The 22,979-nt window shown below is 75.8% G+C and carries 22 protein-coding genes and 1 pseudogene; 13 read left to right on the top strand and 10 right to left on the bottom strand.

Features of this window, described 5'->3' with window-relative positions; translation table 11 throughout:
• The first annotated feature begins 173 nt into the window (after positions 1-173).
• Entirely contained in the window at positions 174-1,451 is a 1,278-nt protein-coding gene (locus ABTX81_RS13735; protein ID WP_350544180.1) for a DUF5685 family protein, read from the top strand.
• Positions 1,452-1,591: 140 nt separating this feature from the next.
• Positions 1,592-2,776, top strand: coding sequence for an alpha/beta hydrolase family protein (locus ABTX81_RS13740; protein ID WP_350544182.1), 1,185 nt, complete (start codon positions 1,592-1,594; stop codon positions 2,774-2,776).
• Between the two features lie 91 nt (positions 2,777-2,867).
• On the opposite strand, the gene ABTX81_RS13745 is transcribed toward ABTX81_RS13740, so the two are convergent.
• The 4 genes from ABTX81_RS13745 to ABTX81_RS13760 form a co-directional block, all read right to left on the bottom strand.
• Positions 2,868-3,029: a hypothetical protein gene (locus ABTX81_RS13745; RefSeq protein ID WP_350544184.1), complete on the bottom strand. Its 162-nt coding sequence runs from the start codon at positions 3,027-3,029 to the stop codon at positions 2,868-2,870.
• Between the two features lie 56 nt (positions 3,030-3,085).
• Entirely contained in the window at positions 3,086-3,487 is a 402-nt protein-coding gene (locus ABTX81_RS13750; RefSeq protein WP_350544186.1) for a pyridoxamine 5'-phosphate oxidase family protein, read from the bottom strand.
• Positions 3,488-3,565: 78 nt separating this feature from the next.
• Positions 3,566-4,204: an MBL fold metallo-hydrolase gene (locus ABTX81_RS13755; protein WP_350544188.1), complete on the bottom strand. Its 639-nt coding sequence runs from the start codon at positions 4,202-4,204 to the stop codon at positions 3,566-3,568.
• A complete protein-coding gene (locus ABTX81_RS13760; RefSeq protein WP_350544190.1) occupies positions 4,201-5,286 on the bottom strand; it encodes an S-(hydroxymethyl)mycothiol dehydrogenase in 1,086 nt (361 codons plus the stop codon). Before ABTX81_RS13760 ends, ABTX81_RS13755 begins: the two co-directional genes overlap by 4 nt.
• A gap of 424 nt (positions 5,287-5,710) precedes the next feature.
• Here ABTX81_RS13760 and ABTX81_RS13765 point away from each other — a divergent pair, with 424 nt between their 5' ends.
• Complete coding sequence (locus ABTX81_RS13765) at positions 5,711-6,952, top strand: cytochrome P450 (protein ID WP_350544192.1); 1,242 nt, start codon at positions 5,711-5,713, stop codon at positions 6,950-6,952.
• Positions 6,949-7,221 (top strand): ferredoxin, encoded by a 273-nt coding sequence (locus ABTX81_RS13770; protein ID WP_350544194.1) that lies wholly within the window; start codon positions 6,949-6,951, stop codon positions 7,219-7,221. The genes ABTX81_RS13765 and ABTX81_RS13770 overlap by 4 nt, the downstream gene beginning before the upstream one ends.
• Before the next feature lie 61 nt (positions 7,222-7,282).
• Here the strand turns inward: ABTX81_RS13770 and ABTX81_RS13775 are convergent, their stop codons facing one another.
• Positions 7,283-8,530: a phosphotransferase gene (locus ABTX81_RS13775; RefSeq protein WP_350544196.1), complete on the bottom strand. Its 1,248-nt coding sequence runs from the start codon at positions 8,528-8,530 to the stop codon at positions 7,283-7,285.
• 122 nt (positions 8,531-8,652) lie between these two features.
• Between ABTX81_RS13775 and ABTX81_RS13780 the strand changes: the two genes are divergently transcribed.
• Positions 8,653-9,078: a hypothetical protein gene (locus tag ABTX81_RS13780; protein WP_350544197.1), complete on the top strand. Its 426-nt coding sequence runs from the start codon at positions 8,653-8,655 to the stop codon at positions 9,076-9,078.
• Positions 9,079-9,115: 37 nt separating this feature from the next.
• Positions 9,116-9,624 (top strand): annotated as a pseudogene (locus ABTX81_RS13785) (DUF4262 domain-containing protein).
• A 191-nt stretch (positions 9,625-9,815) separates the two neighbouring features.
• Here ABTX81_RS13785 and ABTX81_RS13790 read toward each other — a convergent pair.
• Positions 9,816-10,682 (bottom strand): PhzF family phenazine biosynthesis protein, encoded by an 867-nt coding sequence (locus ABTX81_RS13790; protein ID WP_350544199.1) that lies wholly within the window; start codon positions 10,680-10,682, stop codon positions 9,816-9,818.
• A gap of 156 nt (positions 10,683-10,838) precedes the next feature.
• Here ABTX81_RS13790 and ABTX81_RS13795 point away from each other — a divergent pair, with 156 nt between their 5' ends.
• The 3 genes from ABTX81_RS13795 (at position 10,839) to ABTX81_RS13805 (ending at position 13,457) form a co-directional block, all read left to right on the top strand.
• A complete protein-coding gene (locus tag ABTX81_RS13795; RefSeq protein ID WP_350544200.1) occupies positions 10,839-11,642 on the top strand; it encodes an MBL fold metallo-hydrolase in 804 nt (267 codons plus the stop codon).
• A gap of 5 nt (positions 11,643-11,647) precedes the next feature.
• The gene (locus tag ABTX81_RS13800) at positions 11,648-12,079 is read left to right on the top strand and encodes a nuclear transport factor 2 family protein (RefSeq protein ID WP_350544201.1); all 432 of its coding nucleotides are present in this window, start codon (positions 11,648-11,650) and stop codon (positions 12,077-12,079) included.
• Positions 12,080-12,200: 121 nt separating this feature from the next.
• Positions 12,201-13,457 (top strand): NAD(P)/FAD-dependent oxidoreductase, encoded by a 1,257-nt coding sequence (locus ABTX81_RS13805; RefSeq protein WP_350544202.1) that lies wholly within the window; start codon positions 12,201-12,203, stop codon positions 13,455-13,457.
• 81 nt (positions 13,458-13,538) lie between these two features.
• Here ABTX81_RS13805 and ABTX81_RS13810 read toward each other — a convergent pair whose 3' ends face one another.
• Complete coding sequence (locus ABTX81_RS13810) at positions 13,539-15,161, bottom strand: alpha/beta fold hydrolase (protein ID WP_350544204.1); 1,623 nt, start codon at positions 15,159-15,161, stop codon at positions 13,539-13,541.
• A 765-nt stretch (positions 15,162-15,926) separates the two neighbouring features.
• On the opposite strand from ABTX81_RS13810, the gene ABTX81_RS13815 reads away from it, so the two are divergent.
• Together ABTX81_RS13815 and ABTX81_RS13820 are read left to right on the top strand one after the other, a co-directional pair.
• Entirely contained in the window at positions 15,927-18,308 is a 2,382-nt protein-coding gene (locus tag ABTX81_RS13815; protein ID WP_350544206.1) for a xanthine dehydrogenase family protein molybdopterin-binding subunit, read from the top strand.
• Between the two features lie 48 nt (positions 18,309-18,356).
• A complete protein-coding gene (locus ABTX81_RS13820; RefSeq protein WP_350544208.1) occupies positions 18,357-18,824 on the top strand; it encodes a (2Fe-2S)-binding protein in 468 nt (155 codons plus the stop codon).
• A 6-nt stretch (positions 18,825-18,830) separates the two neighbouring features.
• On the opposite strand, the gene ABTX81_RS13825 is transcribed toward ABTX81_RS13820, so the two are convergent.
• Positions 18,831-19,142 (bottom strand): hypothetical protein, encoded by a 312-nt coding sequence (locus ABTX81_RS13825; RefSeq protein ID WP_350544210.1) that lies wholly within the window; start codon positions 19,140-19,142, stop codon positions 18,831-18,833.
• Between the two features lie 59 nt (positions 19,143-19,201).
• Positions 19,202-20,215 carry a zinc-binding dehydrogenase gene (locus tag ABTX81_RS13830; RefSeq protein WP_350544212.1) on the bottom strand — a complete coding sequence of 338 codons (1,014 nt, stop codon included), beginning with the start codon at positions 20,213-20,215 and terminating at the stop codon, positions 19,202-19,204.
• Between the two features lie 95 nt (positions 20,216-20,310).
• Between ABTX81_RS13830 and ABTX81_RS13835 the strand changes: the two genes are divergently transcribed.
• Entirely contained in the window at positions 20,311-20,958 is a 648-nt protein-coding gene (locus tag ABTX81_RS13835; protein ID WP_350544214.1) for a TetR/AcrR family transcriptional regulator, read from the top strand.
• Positions 20,959-21,051: 93 nt separating this feature from the next.
• A complete protein-coding gene (locus ABTX81_RS13840; RefSeq protein WP_350544216.1) occupies positions 21,052-22,248 on the top strand; it encodes an alpha/beta hydrolase in 1,197 nt (398 codons plus the stop codon).
• Between the two features lie 40 nt (positions 22,249-22,288).
• On the opposite strand, the gene ABTX81_RS13845 is transcribed toward ABTX81_RS13840, so the two are convergent.
• Entirely contained in the window at positions 22,289-22,888 is a 600-nt protein-coding gene (locus ABTX81_RS13845) for a TIGR03086 family metal-binding protein (RefSeq protein ID WP_350544218.1), read from the bottom strand.
• Positions 22,889-22,979 lie beyond the last annotated feature (91 nt).

The following is a 22,979-nucleotide window of genomic DNA, read 5'->3' on the forward strand; positions in this document are numbered from 1 at the left end:
CGGGGCGGTGGCGGACCCGCAGGCCGGTGATCTCGACGCCGAGCGGCCCGTCGGCGGCGGGCGGGAGCGGGAGCGGGTCGGCCGGGTCGGTGGTTCCGGGCAGCCGGGTTGGCGATCATATGATGTGCCCGATCATGGGCCGGGTGGCCCACGCGCGACACGGGGGGAACCACATGTTCGGCATCATCAGACCCTGCCGCCACCGCCTCTCCGAGCGGTTGCAGGCGAGCTGGATGGCCCACCTCTGCGGGCTCTGCCTGGCCCTGCGGGACGACCACGGGCAGTTGGCGCGCACCGCCACCAACTACGACGGGCTGATCATCTCGGTGCTGGTCGAGGCCCAGGCCACCGCCGGCGACGGCGCCGGACGGCGGACCGCGGGGCCGTGCCCGCTGCGCGGCATGCGGACGGCCTCGGTCGCGCGGGGCGAGGGCGCCAAGCTGGCGGCCGCCGTCTCGCTGGCGCTCGCCTCGGTGAAGATCCGCGACCACGTCGAGGACCGGGACGGCGTCTTCGCCCGGCGGCCGGTGGCGGCGGGCGCCCGGGCGGTCACCCGGCGCTGGGACCGCAAGAGCGCGGGCAGCGCCTCGGTGGTCGGCTTCGACACCGCCGTCCTGCTGGACGCGGCCGCCCGGCAGGGGGAGCTGGAGCGCGCGCTGCCGGCCGGCGGCTCGCTGCTGCTGGTCACCGAGCCCACCGAGACCGCCACCGCCGCCGCGTTCGCGCACACCGCCGCACTGGCCGGCCGGCCCGGCAACGCGGCGCCGCTGGCCGAGGCCGGGCGGCTGTTCGGCCGGCTCGCGCACCTGCTGGACGCCGCCGAGGACGAGCAGGCGGACGCCGCGAGCGGGGCCTGGAACCCGCTGACCGCGACCGGCACCGACCGCGCCGAGGCCGAACGGCTCTGCCGGGACGCCGTGCACGGCATCCGGCTCGCGCTGCGGGACGTCGAACTGGCCGACCGCACGCTGGTGCACGTCCTGCTCGCGCACGAGACCGAGCGCGCCGTCGAGCGGGTCTTCGGCCACCCCGGCCACACCGCCTGCCGGGTCGGGGCCGAGGGCGGCGACGGCGCCCCGCTGGCCGCCAACCCGTATCAGGCACCGCCGCAGCACGACCCGAACCAGGCCCCGCCGCAGCACCCCGGCGCGCCGATCCCGCCGTGGGTCCCGCAGGGCCCCGGCTTCACCCCGCCCGGCGGCCCGCCGCCCAACCGCCGCAACCTGCTGGCCGGTTGCGCGCTCTGGGCGCTGATGGGCTGCACCTGCCAGCTGCTCTGCTGCGAGCACGACCACCCGTTCACCGGCGAGCGCCGCGAGGGCTTCTGCGCCCGGCACGACTGCTGCGACTGCGGCAACTGCTGCGACGCCTGCCAGTGCTGCGGGGAGGGCTCCGACTGCTGCAGCGGCTGCTGCGACTGCGGAGACTGCAGTTGCGGCTGCGACTGCTGACCGGCCGCGCACACCCTCAGGTGGAGCCGGCCCCCGGTCCGACGGCGCTCCGGCGGCCGGGCCGGCTCCCCCTCGCGGCGTACCGGCGGTCCCCCGGCGGAGCGACGTGCCGGGGCCCACGCCGAACCTAACGTGACGTCATGTCGAAGAACCGACGGTGGCGTTCCGCCGCCCTGACGATCGTGTCCACCACCCTGGTCCTGGCCCTGGCCGGTCCGGCCACCGCCGCGACCGGCGCCGTTGCCGAGGGCCCCCCCGGCACCAGCAGCACCGCCGGCCAGGCCAGGCCGTACGTTCCCGCACCGACCGCGCACCGCCCGATCGGCACGACCTCGGCCCACCTGGTCGACCCCGGCAGGCCCGACCCCTGGCGTGCCGACGCACCGGCCCGCGAGCTGATGGTCACCTTCTGGTACCCCGCGAACTCGCCCCGCGGCGCCCACGCGCCCTATGTGTCCAAGGAGTTGTCCCGGGCGCTGTACGGCCTTGAGCAGCCCGCCGCGCTCCGGACCCATGCCGTGGCCGACGCCCGCCCGGCCGCCGGCCGGCACCCGCTGATCCTGCTCTCCGCCGGCTTCGGCATGAGCCGCACCTCGCTCACCGCCCTCGGCGAGGAGTTCGCCTCCCGGGGCTACGCGGTGGCCGCCGTCGACGCCACCTACGAGACCTCGGTGGAGTTCCCGGGCGGCCGCATCGAGTCCTGCCTGGCCTGCGGACAGGAGGGCAGCGACCCGGAGTTCGGCGCCAAGTCCTCCCGTGCCCGGGCCTCCGACCTGCGCTTCGTGCTCGACCGGCTCACCGCGCCCGGGCGCGGCGGCCCGGTCCGCGGCCTGACCGTGGACGCCTCCCGGATCGGCGCCGCCGGGCACTCGCTCGGCGGGGCGGCCGCCCTGGAGGCGATGCGCGAGGACCCGCGGATCAAGGCCGCCGCCAACCTGGACGGCAGCATCTGGATCCCGGCCGGCGACGACACCGGGCGCCCGGCCCTGCTGTTCAGCGCCGGAGTCGGCGCCTCACCGGAGGCCACCCAGAACTGGGAGGACAACTGGAAGCGCTTCACCGGCCCCCGCTACTGGGTGGACCTGTCCACCGCCGGGCACCTGTCGTTCTCCGACGATCACTGGCTGGTCGACAACCTCGGCCTGCGTGACCAACTGACGCCGGAGGCCTACCGGGAGAACTTCGGCACCATCGACGGCAACCGCGCGCTGGCCGCCACCCGCGCCTACCTGGGCGCGTTCTTCGACCGGCACCTGCGCGGCCGTCCGGCCCCGCTGCTCGACCGGCCCTCGCCCGCCTTCCCCGAGGTCCGCTTCACCAAGTAGCCCGCCGGGCACCGCGGTTCGATTCGAGTCGCCCGTCCGCGCGCCACGCTGCCAGAGCGGCAGCACCGCGACGCGCGCGGCCGGGCGGCGCTCATCCCTCACGGCCCGGCACCACCGCGGTGCGGCGGTCCGCCGCCAGCGAGTCCTCCAGCCGGGCCAGCAGCACCCGGAACCGGTCCGCGTCCTCGGCCGTCATCCGGCCGCCGTCCACCGGGGCCCGCACGCCCCGGTCCCCCGTCGTTCCCTCGTTCATGGCCCGACCGTACGGCGTGACGATCAACACCGGATAAACGGAACGCCGGCCGCGGTTCAGGCCCGGCCGAGCACCCGGTCCACGGTGATCTCGATGACCACCCGGTCCGGGTTCACCCGCGGCTCGCGGTAGCGCTCGGTGTACCGCCGCTCCGCCTCGGCCACCGCCTCCGGCGCGTCCCGGACCACGGCCACGCCCTCCAGCGTCGACCAGCGCGCCCGGTCCACCTGGCAGACCGCCACCCGTTGCCCGGCCTCCCCGGCCGCCAGCACATTGCGCACCTTGCGGCTGGTGCGGCTGCTGATCACCCGCGCGATGCCGTGCTCCGGCTCGAACGTCACCCCCACCGGCACCACGTGCGGCGACCCGTCCGGCCGCCGGGTGGTCAGGGTGGAGATGTGCCGCTCCCGCCAGAAGGCGAGGAAGGCGTCGTCGAGCGCGCGCGGGTCATGGGCCATGCCCGCGATCGTACGTGCCCGGGCCCGGCGGCCGACCGCCGGGCCCGGGACACGGGCCGGTCCCCGGGGGCGCCGGGCTCAGTGGCCGCGGGCGATCCACTCCGGCAGGGCCGGGGCCTCGGCGCCGATGGTGGTCGGGTCGCCGTGGCCGGTGCGCACCACCGTCTCCGCGGGCAGCGTGAGCAGCCGCTCGCGGATGGAGTCGATGATGGTCGGGAAGTGCGAGAACGAGCGGCCGGTGGCGCCCGGGCCGCCGTGGAAGAGGGTGTCGCCGGTGAACACCGTGCCGAGGTCCGGGGCGTAGAGGCAGACCGCGCCCGGGGCGTGGCCGGGCGTGTGCAGGACGGTCAGCCCGGTGCCGGCGACCTCGATCCGCTGCCCGTCGGCGAGCTCGCCGTCGGGGAGGCGGTCGGGGTGGGTGAGCTTCCACAGCGGCAGGTCGTCCGGGTGGAGCAGGATCGGCGCGCCGGTGCGCGCGGCCAGCTCCGGGGCGGCGTCGATGTGGTCGTTGTGCGCGTGGGTGGAGACGACGGCGAGCAGCCGGCGCCCGCCGAGCGCCTGCTCGATCGCGGCGGCGTCGTGGGCCGCGTCGATCACCACGGCCTCGGTGTCGTCGCCGACGATCCAGACGTTGTTCTCCACCTCCCAGCTGCCGCCGTCGAGTTCGAAGGTGCCGGCGGTGACGAGCCGGTCGACGCGCAGGGTTCCCCCGCTCACAGGACCACCACCGAGCGGAGCACGTCGCCGTGGTGCATGCGCTCGAACGCCTGCTCCACCGCGTCGAGCCCGATGGTCTCGCTGACGAAGGCGCCGAGGTCCAGGCGGCCCTGGAGGTAGAGGTCGATCAGCATGGGGAAGTCCCGGGAGGGCAGGCAGTCGCCGTACCAGGAGGACTTCAGCGCGCCGCCGCGCCCGAACACGTCGAGCAGCGGGAGCTCCAGCTTCATCTCCGGGGTCGGCACGCCGACCAGGACGACGGTGCCGGCCAGGTCGCGGGCGTAGAAGGCCTGCTGGTACGTCTCCGGGCGGCCGACCGCCTCGACGACCACGTCCGCGCCGTGGCCGCCGGTCAGCTCGCGGATCGCCTCGACCGGGTCGGTGGACTTGGAGTTGACGGTGTGGGTGGCGCCCAGCTTCTCGGCGGTGGCGAGCTTGCGGTCGTCGATGTCCACCGCGATGATCTTCGACGCGCCGGCCAGCCGCGAGCCCAGCACGGCCGCGCCGCCGACCCCGCCGCAGCCGATCACCGCGACCGTGTCACCGCGACCCACGTTGCCGGTGTTGATCGCGGCGCCGATGCCCGCCATCACGCCGCAGCCGAGCAGCCCGGCGACGGCCGGGTCGGCGGCCGGGTCCACCTTGGTGCACTGGCCGGCGGCGACCAGGGTCTTCTCGGCGAACGCGCCGATGCCCAGCGCCGGGGACAGCTCGGTGCCGTCCAGCAGCGTCATCCGCTGCTTCGCGTTGTGGGTGTTGAAGCAGTACTGGGAGCGCCCGCGCTTGCAGGCGCGGCACTGGCCGCAGACCGCGCGCCAGTTGAGGACCACGAAGTCGCCGGGCGCGACCTCGGTGACGCCCTCGCCGACCGTCTCCACGATGCCCGCGGCCTCGTGGCCGAGCAGGAACGGGAACTCGTCGTTGATCCCGCCCTCGCGGTAGTGCAGATCGGTGTGGCACACGCCGCAGGCCTGGATCCGCACCACCGCCTCGCCCGGCCCGGGGTCGGGCACGACGATGGTCGTCACCTCCACGGGCGCGCCCTTGGCGCGTGCGATCACTGCCTTGACCTGCTGGGCCATCCGTTCCACCTCCGTCGGCCGGTGCCGCTCTGCACCGGCGTGACCTGCGTCGACGCGGTCGGTCGACACGAGTCGGGTGACTCGCCCACGAAGCGTAGCGCCCGGCCCGGCGGAGGGTCGGGGAGCGTCCCGGGTGATCCGGCTCACCGGGGACGCTCGCCGCGGCGCCCACCCCGGGGGCGCGCTGCGGGGCGCACGGCCACCGTCGAGCGCCCCCGGCTGCCACTGCGCCCTCACCATGCCCTCGGTGCCCGGGCGTTGGCTGGATTCCACGCTGACGGCGGCCCGTCGTCCACGTACGGTCGGAGCGGAACCCGGCCCCTCCGGCGCACCGTCGGCCACCCCGCCCGTCCCCCGCGCACCACCCGGATCCATCCCCCCGCAGGCCGCCCGTGCGGCCACCGCCCTGGAGTCTGGAGAACGGATGACCGCCGATCACAGTGCCACCGGTGCCGGAACCGGTACCGCCCCGCACCCCGGCACGGCCCCGGCCGCGCTGCCGCCGCTGCACTGCCTGCGCCTGCTCGAACCCGGCCCGCCCCGACTGGCCGCCCTGCCCACCGGCACCCCGGTCTGGCTGGTCAGCCGGCACACCGACGTCCGACAGGTGCTCACCGACCCGCGCCTGGGCCGCGCCCCGCTCTACGCGCCGGACGCCCCGCCGGTCACCCGCGCCCCCAACCTGCTCGACGACCCGACCGCGCTGCTCAACATCGACGGCGTCGAGCACCAGCGGCTGCGCCGCACCGTGCAGCGCGCCTTCACCCCGCGCGCGATCGCCCGCTGGCGCCCCTGGGTGGCCTCGGTCGTCGACGGGCTGATCGACGAGCTGATCGAGCAGGGCTCGCCCGCCGACATCGTCGCCGCCTACACCCGTCCGCTGCCGGTCGCCGTGATCAGCCGGCTGATGGGCCTGGACCTGCTCGACAGCAAGCGGCTCGAACACTGGAGCGACCACGCCCTGGCCACCACGGCGTACCCGCCGCAGGCCATCCGCGCCGCGATGGAGGAGTTCGCCGGCTTCGGCACCGAGGTCATCGCCGAGCGCCGCGCCGCGCCCGGCGACGACCTGGTCAGCGGACTGCTCGCGGCCGCCGACGACACCCCCGGGATCACCGAGGAGCAGATCGTCACGCTGGTCATCGGCCTGGTGGTGGCCGGGCACGAGACCACCATGACCTCGCTCGGCAACGCCCTGGTCTACCTGCTCGGCGAGGGCCGGGACGCCTGGCGGCAGCTGGCCGCCGACGAGCAGAGCGCGGCCGCCGCCACCGAGCAGCTGCTGCGCGCCGTCCCGCTGGGCGACGCCGACGTGCTGCCCGGCCTGCTGCGGCGGGCGGTCGAGGACGTCGAGATCGGCGGGGTGCGGATCCCCGCCGGGAGCGTGGTCGCCGCCGACGTCGGCGCCGCCAACAGCGACCCGGCGGTGTTCACCGGGGACCTGCTGACCGAGCTGTTCTCCCCGCTCGCCGCGTCGAGCTACACCTTCGGCGCCGGGCCGCACCACTGCCTGGGCGCCTGGCTGGCCCGGATGGAACTGGAGCTCGCCCTGCACCGGCTGGCCCGCCGGCTGCCCGCGCTGCGGCTCACCGCGCCGCAGGACGCCATCGAGTGGCGGCGCGGCCTGCTGACCCGCAGCCCGCAGCGCCTCCAGGTCGCGTGGTGACGGGCCGCGACACGGCCGGGACCGCCCCCGAGGTGATCGTCCAGGTCGACCGCGACCGGTGCATCGGCTCGGGCATGTGCGCGCTGACCGCGCCCGGCTCGCTGGCGCTCGGCGCCGACGGCCTCGCCCGGCCGCTGCGCGAACAGCCGACCGGCGCCGCCGGGGAACCGCTCACCCCGGAGCTGGCCGACGCCGTCGACTACTGCCCGGTCGAGGCGCTCACCCTGTACGGCGCCCGCGACGGGCGCCGGATCAGCCCGGCCGGCTGACCCTCCGTCGGCGCCGCGCCCCGTCCGGCGCGGCGCCGGCGACACCGGCGGCACCGGGGGTTCAGCCGAGCGCCGCCAGGGCGTTCCTGACCTCCGTCGCCGGGTCGCCCTCGTGGTAGGGGCGCTCGCTGTCCTCGATGTGGTCCAGGAACTCCTGGTAGCGCAGCGCGTAGCCGAGGTGGACCAGCGGGCCGGCCAGCTCCAGCGCCCGCTCGGGTGCGCAGCCCGGCACCCGCTCGCGCCAGGCCCGCGCCCACACCCCGGCCAGCTGGGCCCACCGCTCGTCGTCCACGAAGGCGCGCGGCCGCCACCCGTCGGCCACCGGGTGGCCGAGGCAGGCGTCGGCGTAGTCGATGACGACCGGCCCGCCGTCGCCGCCGTCGCCGTCGCCGGAGCGCCAGTTCCCGGGGTGGAAGTCGCCGTGCACCACGGTCTCCGGCAGCCCGCACGCGGTCAGCTCCTCGACCAGGGCCGGCAGCCGCGCGGCCAGCGCCCGGGCGGCGGCCAGCTCCTCGGCCGTCAGCTCCGCCCCGGCGGCGAGCCGGTCGAGCAGCGCGGGCACGGCGGCGGCCAGCGCGCGCGGGGTGCGGTCGCGCAGCCCGGCGGCGGCGGCCCGGCCGTCGGCCGCGAGCGCCGCCTGGGCGGCGACCAGCCGGGGCACGACGTCCGCCACCTCCGCCTCCGACGGGCCCCAGCAGTCCTCGCCTGGCACCTCGTCGAGCAGCACCCGCCCGTGCGCCGGGTCGGCGGCGAGCACCACCGGCACCAGGGCCGGGTCGGCGGCGCCGAACAGCGCGATCGCCTCCGCCTCCCGGGCGTTGAACGCCGGGTTGACCACCTTCAGCCAGGCCGGGCCGGCCGCCGTCGGCAGCCGGAACAGCCCGGACAGGTTCCAGCTGCGGACCTGCTCGGCGCGCCCGGTGACGGGCCGTCCGGCCGACGTCAGCGCCCGCTCCGCCCAGTCCACGGCCGCCCGCAGCCCCTCCGGCGTGGCCCAGCCGGCCCGCCGCTCGGCCGGCCCCAGCAGCGCCGCGGTCCCGGCGTCCGGCTGCCGCGCCGCCCGCCCGGCCGGGCGCTCCAGCGCCTCGACGTGGTACACCGTGTGCCCGCCGCGACCGCCCTCCCCGCCGGTCACCCCGACCAGCCGGACCACCACCACGGGCACCCCGACCTCCGCCGAGACCCGCTCCACCACCACCCCGACCGCCGACCACCACGGCACCCCCACCTCGAAGGGCCCCACCGGCCCGAGGTACCCGCCGTCATACGTGAGGTGGACGCCGACGGTCCGCCCGTTCCCATGATCCATTCGCGCAGCCTCCCCCACCGCCCCCCGAAGCGCGACCGATTTTCCACACCCAGCTGCCACCACCCCGGCACCCACGACCGCCCCCCAGCCAGCGCGACCGCGCAGTGCGGCATGATCCACCCATGGAGACGGTCGTGGACCTTGACGAGGCAGCCGCCGAGGTGGCCGCCCGGCGCCCCGGGTGGGAGGCCGCCGGGGCCGGGCTGGCGGTGGGGCGGGTGACATGGCGTGAGGGCGCGGCGCCGGGGCCGCACGGGCTGGAGACGGACCGGTCGCGGGTGGCTGATCCCGACGCGCTGGGCGTCCTGCTCTCCGGCCCGGCGGACACCCTGCTGTCCGTGGTGCTCTTCCGGGGCGGCTGGGCCGACGTCGACTACGCCGCCGGGCCGGACGACGCCGGAGTGCTCCCCGGCGCGGGGATCGGCTCGGCCGCGGCCTTCGGCGCCCGGCTCGACGCCTGGGTGACCCGCGTGTTCGGCGCCCACCTCCCCAGCACGGCCCGGTCGCGCAGCCCCCGCCCCGTGGCTGCCGAGGCCTGCCCTGTGTGATCTGCGCCGCCGACAGCCCGAAGCGTGCCCGCCCGCTGTGGTCGGCGCTCCGCCGGGGCGGTGGGCCCGGCGTCCCCCGGCACCGGCGGCGCGCCGCGGCGGACGTCCTGGCCCACGGCCACCACGCCTCCCGGACTGGGCCTTCACCGTGGGCCTCTGGCACACCTCCCGCGTGCCCGAGCCGGTCATGGCCGGCCTGGACGCGCACGAGCGGATGTATCGGCTCAACGAGGCCGTGGCCCGGCTGCGCGAGGGCGCGTCCGCCGAGCCGGACTGCCTGCTCGGCGGGGTGATCGACGACTACCCGCTGCTGGTCAAGCCCGTCGACCCGGCTGGCACCAGGCCCTGCTCGGCACGGCCGTCGGCTTCTACCGCCGCGTCCCCGTCCCGGTGCTCCAGCTGGTCTGGCCCGACCGGAACCACCGCTGGTGGCCATGGGCCCCGGACGCCTCCCCCGGCTGGCGGGCGCAGCCACGCCTCCGGCTGCCGGTCGACGGCCACCCGGAGGGCGCCTGGACGGCGGAGGCGGCGGAAGCCGCTCGCTGAACCGCCGCCGCCCCGACACCCCCACGCGGAGGCTGCCGGTCGACGGCCACCCGAAGTGCGCCTGGGCAGTGGAGGCGTCCGAAACCGCCCGCTGAACCGCCGCCGCCCCGACACCCCCACGCGGAGGCTGCCGGTCGACGGCCACCCGAAGTGCGTCTGGACAGCGGAGGCGGCGGAAGCCGCCCGCCGCGCTACGGGATGGCCACCGCCGCGCCCGAGACCCGCACCCGCGGGGCCTCCGTGTGCAGGTCGACGTGGAGGATGCCGGGGCGGCCCAGGTCCTCGCCCTGGTGGAGGGTGAGGGTGGCCGGGGCGGTGGCGGGGTCGAGGGTGCGCAGGTAGGCGCCGAAGGCGGCGGCGGCCGCGCCGGTGGCCGGGTCCTCGACGACGCCGCCGACCGGGAACGGATCGCGCACGTGGAAGACGTCGGGGGCGGCGCGCCAGACCAGTTGGACGGTGGTCAGGTCACGGGCGGCCATGTAGGCGGCCAGGCCGTCGAAGTCGTAGGCGAGCCGCGCCAGCCGTTCGCGGGTGGCGGCGGCCAGCACCAGGTGCCGGGCGCCCGCGTAGGCGTAGCGCGGCGGCAGCGCGGGGTCGAGGTCCCCGGGCGCCCAGCCGAGCAGGGCGAGCGCCTCGGCGACGTCCGCCGCGCCCGCCTCCGTGACGTGCGGCTCGACGCTGGTGAGGGTGGCGCGCAGGGCGCCGTCCGCGCCCTCGGTGACCTCGACCGGCACCTCGCCCGCCGCCGTGCGGTAGAGGTAGCGCCCCGGGCCGACCCGTTCGGCGAGCGCCACGGCGGAGGCGACGGTGGCGTGGCCGCAGAACGGCACCTCGGCCAGCGGGCTGAAGTAGCGCACCGCGTAGCCGCCCGCCGGGTCGGGGGTGAGGAAGGCGGTCTCCGAGTAGCCGACCTCGGCGGCGACGGCGAGCATCCGCTCGTCGGACAGTCCGGCGGCGTCGAGCACCACGCCCGCCGGGTTGCCGCCCTCGGGGTCGGCGGAGAAGGCGGCGTAGCGGAGGATCCCGGGTGCGCCGGCGGCGGCGTCGTCACTGGTCATGACCGCTCGAACGTGCCCCGCCCGGCCCGTGTTCCCGGCCCGTGTTCCCGGCCCCTGCTCCCCGGCCCGGGGTGCGGGCGGGCGGCGGGTCGCCGATGCTGGGCGACGGGGCACGCGTACGCGCCCGGCTCCCGGTCCCGAGGAAGGACAAGGCTCATGAGCGCCCTCGACTTCGAGGTCATCGACACCCCGGACAGCTCGCTCAACAAGACCTCCGTGCTGGTCACCGGGCCGCAGGACGCGCTGCTGGTGGACGCCGGCTTCACCCGGTCCGACGGACGGCGCATCGCGGAGCGGGTGAAGGCCGGCGGCAAGCGGCTGACCACGGTGTTCGTCAGCCACGGCGACCCGGACTTCTACTTCGGCGCCCAGGAGGTGCAGGACGTCTTCCCGCAGGCCCGGTTCCTGGCCACCGCGTCGACCGTCCAGCACATCCAGGAGACCTTCGACGCCAAGGTGCGTGCCTGGTCGCACCTGGGCCCGGAGCTGCCGACCCGGCTGGTGCGCCCGGAGGTGCTGCACGCCGACGAGCTGGTCTTCGAGGGCCACCGCTTCGAGCTGCGCGGGGCGGACTTCCACCTGCCGGACCGGCACTACCTGTGGCAGCACCACCACCGCACGGTGCTCGGCGGGGTGCTGCTGTTCCAGGGGCTGCACGTGTGGACGGCCGACACGCCGACGCCGGAGCAGCGGGCGGCCTGGATCGACCTGCTGGACGGCATGGCGGCGCTGGAGCCGGCGTTCGTGGTGGCCGGGCACCGGACGGCGGACGCGCCGACGGACACCTCGTCGATCGACCACACCCGGGAGTACCTGCGGGCCTTCGAGACGGAGATCGGCCGGGCGGCGGACGCGGCGGCGGCCAAGGAGGCGCTGGAGCGCCGTTTCCCGGACCTCGGCATGCGGCTGGCGGTCGACCTCGGGACGAAGGTGGCCAAGGGCGAGCTGAGCTGGGGCTGAGCGCGATGATCGAGATCCCGCGCTCCGACGCGGCGTTCGCGGAGTCCGAGGCCCCGGCCGACGTGGTCCGCCGCCTGTACCTGGCCTCGGCCCGCGGCGACCTGGGGGCGCTGCGGGCCACCCTCGCCGACGACGTGGAGTGGACGGAGATGGCCGGTTTCCCGCTGGCCGGCACCTACCGGACGCCGAAGGGCGTCACCGGCGCGGTGATGGAGCGGCTGGCCGCCGAGTGGGAGGACTGGACGGTGCACGACGACCGGTACGTGGTGGCCGGTGAGGACGTGGTGGTGCTGGGCCGGTACACGGCGGTGCACAAGGCCACCGGGCGGCCGCTGGCGGTGCGGGTGGTGCACCACTTCACGGTGCGCGGCGGGCGGATCGTGCGGTTCGAGCAGTTCACCGACACCGCGCTGGTCCGGGACGCGATGACGCCCTGACGCGGTCCCCTCCTGTCACCCGTTCGGGGGAGCCGTCGCGGCGCGCCGGACGCCGTCTCGACAGCCCCGCCGGGCGGCGGCAGGCTGTCCGTGGTTTCCGCCGGAGAGCGAGGAGTTCACCATGAGCACGGACAGCACGGGCAACGACGGCGGCGGGCGGGAGCGCCCCATCGTGATCGTCGGCGCCTCCCTCGGCGGCGCGAAGGCCGCGCAGGCGCTGCGCGAGGCGGGGTACACGGGTGGCATCGTGCTGATCGGCGACGAGCACGAGCGCCCGTACGAGCGCCCGCCGCTGTCCAAGGGCTATCTGCTCGGCACGTCCGCCCGGGAGAAGATCTACGTCCACCCCCCGCAGTGGTACGCCGAGCACGACGTGACGCTGCGGCTGGGCACGCCGGTGGTCGCCGTCGACCCGGCCGCGCACACGGTGACGCTGGCCGACGACGGGCGGGTGGAGTACGCGAAGCTGCTGCTGACCACCGGCTCGGTGCCGCGCCGGCTGCCGGTGCCCGGGGCCGGGCAGGAGGGCGTGCACTACCTGCGGCGGGTGGAGGACAGCGAGCGGATCCGCGAGGCCTTCCGGGCGGGCGCCCGGGTGGTGGTGATCGGCGCGGGCTGGATCGGGCTGGAGACGACGGCCGCGGCCCGGGCGGCGGGCGCCGAGGTGACCGTGCTGGAGGCGGCCGAGCTGCCGCTGCTGCGGGTGCTGGGCCGCGAGGTGGCGCAGGTCTTCGCCGATCTGCACCGCGACCACGGGGTGGACCTGCGCTTCGGCGTACAGGTCGCGGAGCTGACCGGCGAGAACGGCCGGGTGACCGGGGTGCGGCTGGCGGACGGGACGACGGTGGCGGCGGACGCGGTGGTGGTGGGCATCGGCATCGCCCCGGACACCGCGCTCGCCGAGGCGGCGGGCCTGGAGGTCGACAACGGCATCAAGACCGACGAGCACCTGCGCACCTCGGACCCGGACATCCACGCCGCGGGCGACGTCGCCAACGCCTACCACCCGCTGTTCGGACGGCACCTGCGGGTCGAGCACTGGGCGAACGCGCTCAACCAGCCGCAGACGGCGGCCCGGGCGATGCTCGGCGAGGACGCGGTGTACGACCGCGTCCCCTACTTCTTCACCGACCAGTACGACCTGGGCATGGAGTACGTCGGCTGGGTGGAGCCGGGCGGCTACGACCGGGTGGTGTTCCGGGGTGACCCGGCGACCCGCGAGTTCATCGCCTTCTGGCTGTCCGAGGGCCGGGTGCTGGCGGGCATGAACGTGAACGTCTGGGACGTCACCGACCCGATCCGGGAGCTGGTCCGCTCGGGGCGGCCGGTGGACGTGAAGGCGCTGGCCGACCCGTCCGTTCCGCTCGACGAGCTCTGAGATCCGTCGTGAAGGCCGAACGGCCCGCCCCCGGAAGGCTGTTGCCGGGAGCGGGCCGTTCTGTTCCGGGAAGGTCGGGCGTCAGGCGACCGGCGGGAACGCCTCGACGTCCGGCTTCAGCAGCTGGCCGGGGGCGGGGGCCTTCTGGTTCACCAGGTAGTCGGTGACCAGCTTGCCCAGCTCCTTGCTCCGGCCGACGGCGCAGTGCTCGACCACGTCGACCGAGACCAGCACCGCGTTGCCCAGCTGGCGCTGCATGCGCTGGGAGAAGGTGTAGTTGGTGGCCGGGTCGTAGAGGTTGCCGATGACCATCACCGGGTTGGCGGTCTTCTTGCCCCACGGGCCGGTGAAGCGCTCGGCGTCACGGGCCGGGGCCGGCCAGGTGGAGCAGGTCGGGCCGTCGAAGGCCTGGTAGCGGCCGAAGGTCGGCGACTCCTTCTCCCACTTCTTCGCCACGTTGACGAAGGACCACGGGTTGGACGGGTACGGCTTGTCCTGGCAGTTGACGCCGTAGTAGGAGTCGTCGGCGGTGTACGGGGTCTCCGGCAGGGCCTCGCGCAGCGCGTTCGGCACGGTCGTCGCGAGCACCTTGGCGTCCTCGACGGCGGCCGGGTCGACCGGGGCGGGGGCGACCAGGCCCTGGGCGGCGGCCGGGGCCTGGATCACCTGGTGCAGCGCCTGGAGGGACTTGGCGAGCGGCGCCTGACGGCTCTGCGAGTACAGGGCGTTGGCGACCTGGCTGGTGAAGCTGGAGAGGGTGACCTGGGTGCCGTCCGGCAGGGTGACCGGGGCGGTGCGCAGGTGGTCGCGGATCGCGTCGAACTTGCTGCGGGTGTCGCCGTCGCCGAAGGCGCAGCGCGGGGCGCCGGCGCTCTGGCAGCGCTTGAGGTACTCGGCGAGGGCGACCTCGAAGCCGGTGGCCCGCTGGCGGTCGTACTCGACGCCGTTGTGCATCCGCAGGTTGGGGTCGACGTTGCCGTCGACGATCAGCGCGCGGACCTTGTCCGGGTACATGCCGGCGTAGGTGGCGCCGATCAGGGTGCCGTAGGAGAAGCCGGCGAAGTTGAGCTTGGCGTCGCCGACGGCGCGGCGCATCCGGTCGAGGTCGCGGACCACGTTGATGGTCGACATGTGCTCGATGAGCGGACCGGCGTTGCGCGAGCAGGCGTCGGTGTAGTCCTCGGTGGCGTCGATGGTCTGCGCTATCTCGGCCTTGGTCACCGGGACGCCGGTCATCCGGTCGTTGACGGAGGCGGCCTCCTCGTCGGTGGTGAAGCACTTGAGCGGGTTGCTGCGGGCCACGCCGCGCGGGTCGAAGCCGACCAGGTCGAAGCGGTCCTGGACGTCCTTGCCGAAGCGGGTGGTGGTCGCCCAGAGGTAGCCGCTGCCGCCGGGGCCGCCGGGGTTGAGGAAGAGCGAGCCGATCCGCTTGGCCGGGTCGCTCGCGCGGCGGCGCATCATCGCGATGCCGATGCTCTCGCCCTTCGGGTGGTCGTAGTCGAGCGGCACCTGGTAGACGGCGCAGTCGTAGATCTTCGGGTCGGGCTGGCTCGGGTCGGGGTTGCACGGCTTCCAGTCGACCGGTGCCACCTTGGCCTCGGCGGCCGGGCCGGGGTCCGGTGCGGCGACGGCCGCGGCGGCCGAGCCGGCGACGAGGGCGAGCGCACTGGTGACCGCCAGTGCCGCGCTGGTGATACGGGACACGAAACCTCCTCCGGTTCTGCAAACCCGGACAGCCTGTCAGGCCGCGATCAACAGGGGAAGACGTGTGCGACGGAGATTCTCGCGAGGATGGCCCGAATGGGCGTCAATCCGCTTTTCCCGGGGCCGATTGACGGGAAACAGTGCGGCCGATGGCTGAAGATCACCATTCACCGTATGAGCTGGCACGCCCCTGGGCGGCTCGCGGGCGGTCCGGCCGGGATCCTGCGGCCCGGCCGGGCGGGGCTTGCGTCCGGGCCCGAACCACCCGGCGCCCGCTCAGCACACCTCGCTCAGCACACCTCGGTGAGCGCCCCGGCCAGGAACGGCAGGAAGCAACGGGCCGTCAGGAAGGAGGCCACCACCACCCTCGCCGGCGCGAGCGCGTTGGGTCGAGGAGGTGGGGCGGGGGCGGAGCGGCACGGTTCTCCCTGGGTGATGGGTGGGGCGGTACCCCCGGTCTCGATCACCGGCGGACCATTCGTGAGGGCCAGTAATAACCCGTGATCGTGGGCCACTTCGCCCCACCGGGGCGCCCGGAACACCCCTCGGCGCCGGGCCGTGCCCCCGTCCGCCCCCTCGGCCGGGCGCGCGCCCCCGGGGCAGTTGTCCCCCGGACGGCGGCACCTCCCGCCGTACCCGGCCTCTTCCACGCCCTCCGTGTCCGTCCCGTCCGCCGACCGTTCAGCTGTCCGATCCCGCCCCGGAACGGCGTGTTGACCGGCCAGTAGGGCCCTCCTATGCTCGACCGCGTTCTCGTTCGCGATCGTGAACACGACCAGAACGTGCACGCCCCGCGAGCGCCGTCCGGCACCGGGGCGGGACCTCGCGGCTCCCGCCCGGCGGGAGCCGTCACCCGGCGAGAAGGGCTCTCCCATCAGCACCTCCATCGCACCCGCAGAGGGCACGGGCGCCGCCCCCGAGCCGCGGTCCGCCGGCACCGCCCGCCGCCGCTTCCTGACCTACCTGCTCGCCGCGCCGACCCTCACCGTCGCTGCCCGGGCCGGACTCGACGCCGCCGCGCCCACCGCCGCCCGGGCCGCCGAGGCCGCCGGAGCCCCGGCCGCCGGAAGCCCGGCTGCCGCCCCCTCGCCGCTGCTCGGCCTGCCCGGCATCCCCGACATCGTCGACCTCGGCCAGGCGCTCCAGGTCGCCGGCCTGCCCACCGCGCACCTGCTCGTCCTGGAGATCACCGCCGCCGGCCGCGCCGTCCTCCACCTGCCCCGGCTGGAGGTCGGCCAGGGCCTCACCACCACGGTCGCGATGATGGTCGCCGAGGAGCTCGACGCCCGCCTCGCCGACGTCGACGTGCCGCTCTCCGACAGCCGCCCGGACCTGCTGTTCAACCAGCTCACCGGTGCCTCCAACTCGGTCCGCACGCTGTACGACCCGGTGCGCGCCGTGGCCGCCGCCGCCCGCGCCCGGCTGGTCACCGCCGCCGCCCGGCACTGGTCGCTGCCGGCCGGCACCCTGCGCACCGCCGACTCCGCCGTGCTCGCCCCCGACGGCCGCCGGGTGGGCTACGGCGACCTCGCCGCCGCGGCCGCCGCGATCGCGGTGCCGGCCGTGCCCGCCACCCCCAAGCCGGCCGAGCAGCGCCGGGTGATCGGCCGCCCCACCGGCCGGATCGACGCCCGCGACATCGTCACCGGCCGCGCCATGTACGCCGGCGACCTCGCCGTGCCCGGCGCCGTGCCGACCGTCGTCGCCCGCCCCACCACCATCAACGGCACCCTGGCCACCCTGGACGCCTCCGCCGCCCGCGCCATGCCCGGCGTGCTCGGCGTGGTGACCATCCCGAGCGGCGTCGCCGTCCTCGCCGAAACGTTCGACCAGGCGCTCAGGGCCCGCGACGCGCTGCGCACCAGCTGGCACCCCGGCCCGGTCGCCGCGCTCTCCGACGCCGACATCAGGAAGCGGCTGCGCGACGCCCACGCGCCGTTCCTGGTGCCCCCGCTCACCCCGTACGTCGACGGCGAGTTCGACTTCGCCTTCGTCAACCACGCGCCGATGGAGGTGCTGACGGCGGTCGCCGACGTCCGCCCGAACCGCGCCGAGCTCTGGTTCGCCGCGCAGACGCCGATCGTCGCGCAGCAGACCATCGCCGCCGAACTCGGGATGCCGCAGGAGGCGGTGACCGTCCACGTGGTGCGCGGCGGCGGATCGTTCGGCCGGCGGCTGTTCTACGACGCCGCGTTGGAGGCCGCGCGGATCTCCCGGGCGGCCGGCCGTCCGGTCAAACTGATGTGGACCCGCAACGACGACATGCGGCACGGCCGGATGCGCCCCGCCACCCACCACCGGATCCGCGCCACCTACGGGCTCGGTCAGGTGCTCGGCTACGAGCACCGCGCCGCCACCGTGCGGACCGACTTCGGCCACGGCCTCGGCGAGGCGCTCACCGCCGCCGGCTTCCAGCTCCAGCTCGCCGGGCTGTCGGTGGCCCAGGCGTTCTTCCTGCTCAGCCAGAACAACCCGTACGACCTGGGCATCCCCACCCAGGTGCTCTCCGAGGTCCCGCTGGACATCCCCACCGGCAGTTGGCGCTCCGTCTACTCCGGCACCGTACGGGTGGCCGACGAGATCATGGTGGACGAGCTGGCCCGTCGCCTCGGCCAGGACCCGGTGGCCTTCCGCCGCGCCCGGGTGCGCGAGACGGCCGGCCGGGCCGTGCTCGACACCGTCGCCCGGGCCGGCCGCTGGGGCCGCGCCATGCCGCCGGGCCACGCCCAGGGCGTCGGCTACCACGCCGAGAACGGCGGCCGCACCGCCTACCTGGTCGAACTCGACGCCTCCGAACCCGCCCAGCCCCGGGTCACCAAGGCCGTGATCGCCGCCGGCCTCGGCACCGTGATCAACCCGACCGGCCTGGAGGCCCAGCTGACCGGCGCGCTGATCGACGGCATCTCGGTGATCCTGCAGGCCGGCAACCACATCGACCGCGGCACCGTGCGCGAGGGCAGCTACGGCGACTTCCACTACGCGCGGCAGAAGCACAGCCCGCCGGTGGTCGAGATCCACCTGCTGCCGCCGAGCGGACCGCCGGGCGGCGCGGGCGAACTGGGCGTCCCCGCGGCCTCCGCCGCGGTGGCCAACGCCTACGCCCGGGCGACCGGCACCGGCCCGCGCTCCTTCCCGATCAACTTCTGAGCCCGCATCACCTCCCCCCGCCCGCCAGACCCGAGGAAACGCGCCCCCATGCCCAGCCACACCTTCGTCCTCAACGGCCGACCGGTCACCGTCGAGGCACCGGACGACATGCCGCTGCTCTGGGTGCTGCGCGACAAGCTCGGCGTCACCGGCCCCAAGTACGGCTGCGGGGTCGGCGTCTGCCGCTCCTGCACCAGCCACCTGGACGGCGAGGAGTTCCAGCCCTGCATCGTGCCGGTCAGGGACTGCGCGGACCGCCGGGTCACCACCATCGAGGGCCTCGCCGACGGCGACACCCTGCACCCCGTCCAGGAGGCCTGGCTGGAGTGCGACGTCGCCCAGTGCGGCTTCTGCCAGCCCGGCCAGATCATGACGGCGGTCGCCCTGCTGCGCCGCACCCCGAAGCCCACCGACGCCGACATCGACCGGATCCAGAACGTCTGCCGCTGCGGCAGCTACCCCCGGATCCGCGAGGCCATCAAGCGCGCCGCCGCCCGCACCGCCGCGGGGAGCTGACCCGCGTCAGGACTGGTCCCAGGCGTCGACGGTCAGCAGCGCGTCCGGCGGGCAGGCGGCGATCCGCTCGGGGTCCAGCTCGTGCGGCCGGTGCCCGGTGTCGAACACCGAGCCGTCGGCGAGCAGCGGCAGGACGTCGCCGGCCCGGACGGTGTAGCGCAGGGGGTAGCCGTCGAACCGCAGCTGTTCGGCCCGCCCGGCCCCGGCCAGGCCGGCGATCCAGTCGAGGCCGCCGAGGCCGGTCTCCCACTTGGCGAGGACCTCGCCCTCACCCTCCCCCACGGCCGGAGCCGTGACCACGAACCACCACCCGAGCATCCGACGCCCTCCCCCTTGGTGCGTCCTGCACCAAGGGGGAGGCTACGCCACCCCGGTGGTCAGGGGGTGAGGACCAGCCGGATCGGGTCGCCCTTCTTCTGCTCCAGGGCCTCGACCGCCTCGGCGGCCCGGGGCAGCGGGAAGGTGCCGCTCACCGAGCGGGAGAAGTCCAGGCGACCGCCGCGGACCAGGTCGACCAGGTCGACGACGTCCTTGCCCTCCGAGCCGTAGTGGCCGCGGATCTGCTGACGCAGGTAGCTGACCAGGGTGCCGTTGGTGACGGTCAGCGGCTTGTCGGTCAGGCCGACCAGCACCAGCCGGCCCTGCTCGCCGAGCGCGGCCATCGCCTGCTCGCGGACCGGGGCCACCCCGGCGAAGTCGAACGCGGCGGCCAGCGGACGGCCGCGGGTCGCGGCGCGCAGCCGGTCGGCGAACGCCGGGTCGCCCGGGTCGAGCGCGGCGTCGGCGCCGAAGGCGAGCGCGCGCTCGCGGGCGGCGGGCAGCGGGTCGACCGCCACGATCGGGTGGGCGCCGACGGCGCGCAGCAGCTGGACGCCGTGGGCGCCCAGACCGCCCACGCCCCAGACGCCGACGGCCTCGGCCGGCCGGACGGCTCCGGTGCCGGTGATCGCGGCCCAGGGGGTGGAGACCGCGTCCGGGATGAAGCAGGCCTGCTCGAACGGCAGGTCGTCGGGGATCGGCACCAGGGTGTCGGCGGTGGCCAGCGCGTACTCGGCCCAGCCGCCGTCGTAGTCGACGCCCCGGGTGAGGACGACACCGTCGCGGGTCTCCCCGGCCTGGAGCAGCACGCGGTCGCCGACGGCGGCGGTGGCGACGCCCTCGCCCAGGCTGTGCACGGTGCCCGCGACCTCATGGCCGAGGGTGACCTTGTCGCCGCGCAGGTGCAGCGGCTTGAGCATGCCCTCGATCAGGTGAACGTCGGAGAGGCAGACGCCGGCGGCGCCGACCTTGATGAGGACCTGGCCCGGCCCCGGCGTGGGCACCGGAACCTCCTCCACGGCGAAGGCGCCCTTCGCGACGTCGAGCCGGCCGGCGAGCATCGTGGCGGTCATCCCGGTTCCCTTCCACAGGGGGTGGCACGGTCGGCGGCCGCACCATCCAAACTTACTTGTTGTTCAACAAGCAAGTTCCACCCTAGCATGGTGGTATGCCCACGCACGTTTCCCCGACAGTCCCCTCCCCCGAGCCCGCGCGCCGTACCCAGGCCGAGCGGCGCGCGCGGGCCGAGCACGCGCTGCTCGCCGCCGCCGCGCGCCTGGTCGCCGAGCACGGCAGCGCCGGGGTGACCCTGGCCCGGGTCGGCGAGGAGGCGGGCTTCAGCCGCGGCCTGGCCTCGCACTACTTCGGCTCCAAGGGCGCCCTGCTGGCCCGGCTCCAGGAGGAGGCGCTCGCCGAGGCGATGGCCGCCGCCGCGCCGGAGCGCAGCGGCGCGGGCGCCGTGCGGGAGTTGTGCGCCTTCGCGCAGGCCTGCCTCGACGGCGTGCGGCACCCGACCGACCTCGGCCGGGCCTTCGTCGTGCTGGGCGCCGAGGCCCTCGCCGGCTCCTCCGAACTCACCGACGCGGTGGCCCGGCTGGACGCCCGGATGCGCGACTGGGTGGCCGAGGTGGTGCGCCAGGGCGCGGCCGACGGCGAGGTCGGGGCGGGGGTCGACCCGGACGCGGCCGCGACGGCGGTGGTCGGCCTGCTCAAGGGCCTGGTCGTCCAGGCCGCCACCGCGCCCGGAGCGCTCGCCCTCGACCGCGCCACCGCCGAGGCCCAGCGCTGGATCCGCCTCGCCCTCACCGCCGCCTGAGCGCCGCCCGCACAAGCGGCCCCTATCCCCGGCAGGCCCGTTCCACCTAGGGTGAGGTGTCATCACATCCGATGAACCGAAGGGTGGATGGCCATGCTCGGGCGCCGTTCGCTGCTCACATTCGCGGGACTGGGCGGTGCGGCGCTCGCACTGCCGGGCACGACGGCGCACGCCGCGCCCGCCCCCGCGCCGTCCTCCGCACCACCCGCCGCGACACCCGCCACGCCGATCGACCTGCCGGCGCCGACCGTGCGGCGGACCGTCGGCACGGTGTCGCTGCACCTCGTCGACGAGGACCGGCAGGACCCGTTCGCCCCCGTGCCCGCGCCCCGGGAGCTGATGGTGCAGCTCTGGTACCCCGCGCTCGGCGCCGCCGGGCGCCCGCGCGCGCCGTACACCACGGCGCGCGTCGCGGACGCGCTGGACCAGGGCGCCCTGCTGGACCCGGGCACCATCGCCCGGCTGCGCCCGACGGCGCGGCTCGGCGCCCCGGCCGCCCCGGGGGCGCCGCCGCTGCTGCTGCTCGGCCACGGCCGCAAGGGCGGGCGCAGCAACTGCACCGCGCTGGCCGAGGAGTTGGCGGCGCACGGCTATCTGGTCGCGGCGATCGACCACACCTACGACGCCGCCGCCGTCGAGTTCCCGGACGGCCGGCTGGTGCGCAGTGTGCTGGCGGACGACCCGGCCGACTGGGGCGCCACCGAGCGCAAGGAGATCAGCACCCGGGCGGCCGATCTCCGCTTCGTGGCCACGGAGTTGACCACCGGGCGGACGCCCCGCCGGCGCGCCGGGCTGCCCTGCGCCGACCCCGGGCGGATCGGCGTGCTCGGCCACTCGATGGGAGGCTCGGCCGCCGCCGAAGCGGTCCGGCAGGACCCGCGGTTCGCGGCCGGGCTCAACCTGGACGGCGGCTTCTTCGGCTCACCGGTGCCGGACGAGGGGCTGGACCGGCCGTTCCTGCTGCTCACCACGCTCGCCGACCACGAGACCTGGCAGCGCTGGCGCGAGCACCAGCGCGGCTGGGGGCGCCAGCTGCTGCAGCGCGACTCCGGCCACCTGAGCTGCACCGACCTGCCCTACGCCGCCGGCCCGGGCCACCTCGCCGACCACCTGCCGGCGGATGTCGCCGCCCAGTTGCTCGGCACCATCGCCCCGGCCCGCGCCACCGAGCTGACCCGCACCTATGTGCGCGCCCACTTCGACCGCTTCCTGCGCGGCCGCCCGTCCCCCCTGCTGAACGCGCCGTCACCCCGCTACCCGGAGATCTCCTTCGTCTGGAGCCGCGGCTGACGGCTCACGGCTCACGACTGACGGTTCACGGCTGCCGGAACTACCCGGCCGCCCCGGGGTCGCGGCCGAAGAAGGCGGCGAGCCGGTCGTACACCGGCGCGTCGCCGGCGACGGCGGCCTCCGGGCCGAAGGCGTGCTGCTCCTCCTCGCTCCCCCGGTACTCCGGGCGCAGCGCGCCGCGCCCCCAGGCCAGCGAGGCCTCGGCCACCTCGTGGTCCAGCCCGGCCGTGGACTGACCGGTGGCGCGGGCGAGGTCCCAGGCGTGCACGGCGAACTCGGCGATCTGCTGGTCCACCGGGAAGCGGGCCGGCAGCTCGCCGACGCCGGGGACCTCGATGACGCCGTCGAGGTCCCCGGCCTCGCGCCAGGCGGCCACCAGCCGCTCGGCACCGGCCTCGAAGCGGTGCAGCCAGTCGTCCTCGACCCGCTCGAAGGGCAGCGACCAGTCGGGCGCGCCGCCCTCCGCCCGGACGGTGAACTGCCGCAGGTCGTGCAGCAGATGGCTGATCAACCGGCCGACGTCCCAGGACCGGCAGGGCGTCGGGTGGCCGGCCAGCTCGGCGCCGACCCCGTCGATCAGCCCGGCCGTCTGGGCGAGCGCACGGGCGAGCAGCTCGATCGGGTCTTCCGTTCCGGTCATGACGCACCACTCCTCCGTCGTCGGGGACGCACCGGCCGATCGTAGACGGAGGCACCGACAGCCGGCCCGGAGCAACACCCCGGGCCGGCCG

This window comes from Kitasatospora sp. NPDC097605, assembly GCF_040302725.1.
GTDB lineage: Bacteria > Actinomycetota > Actinomycetes > Streptomycetales > Streptomycetaceae > Kitasatospora.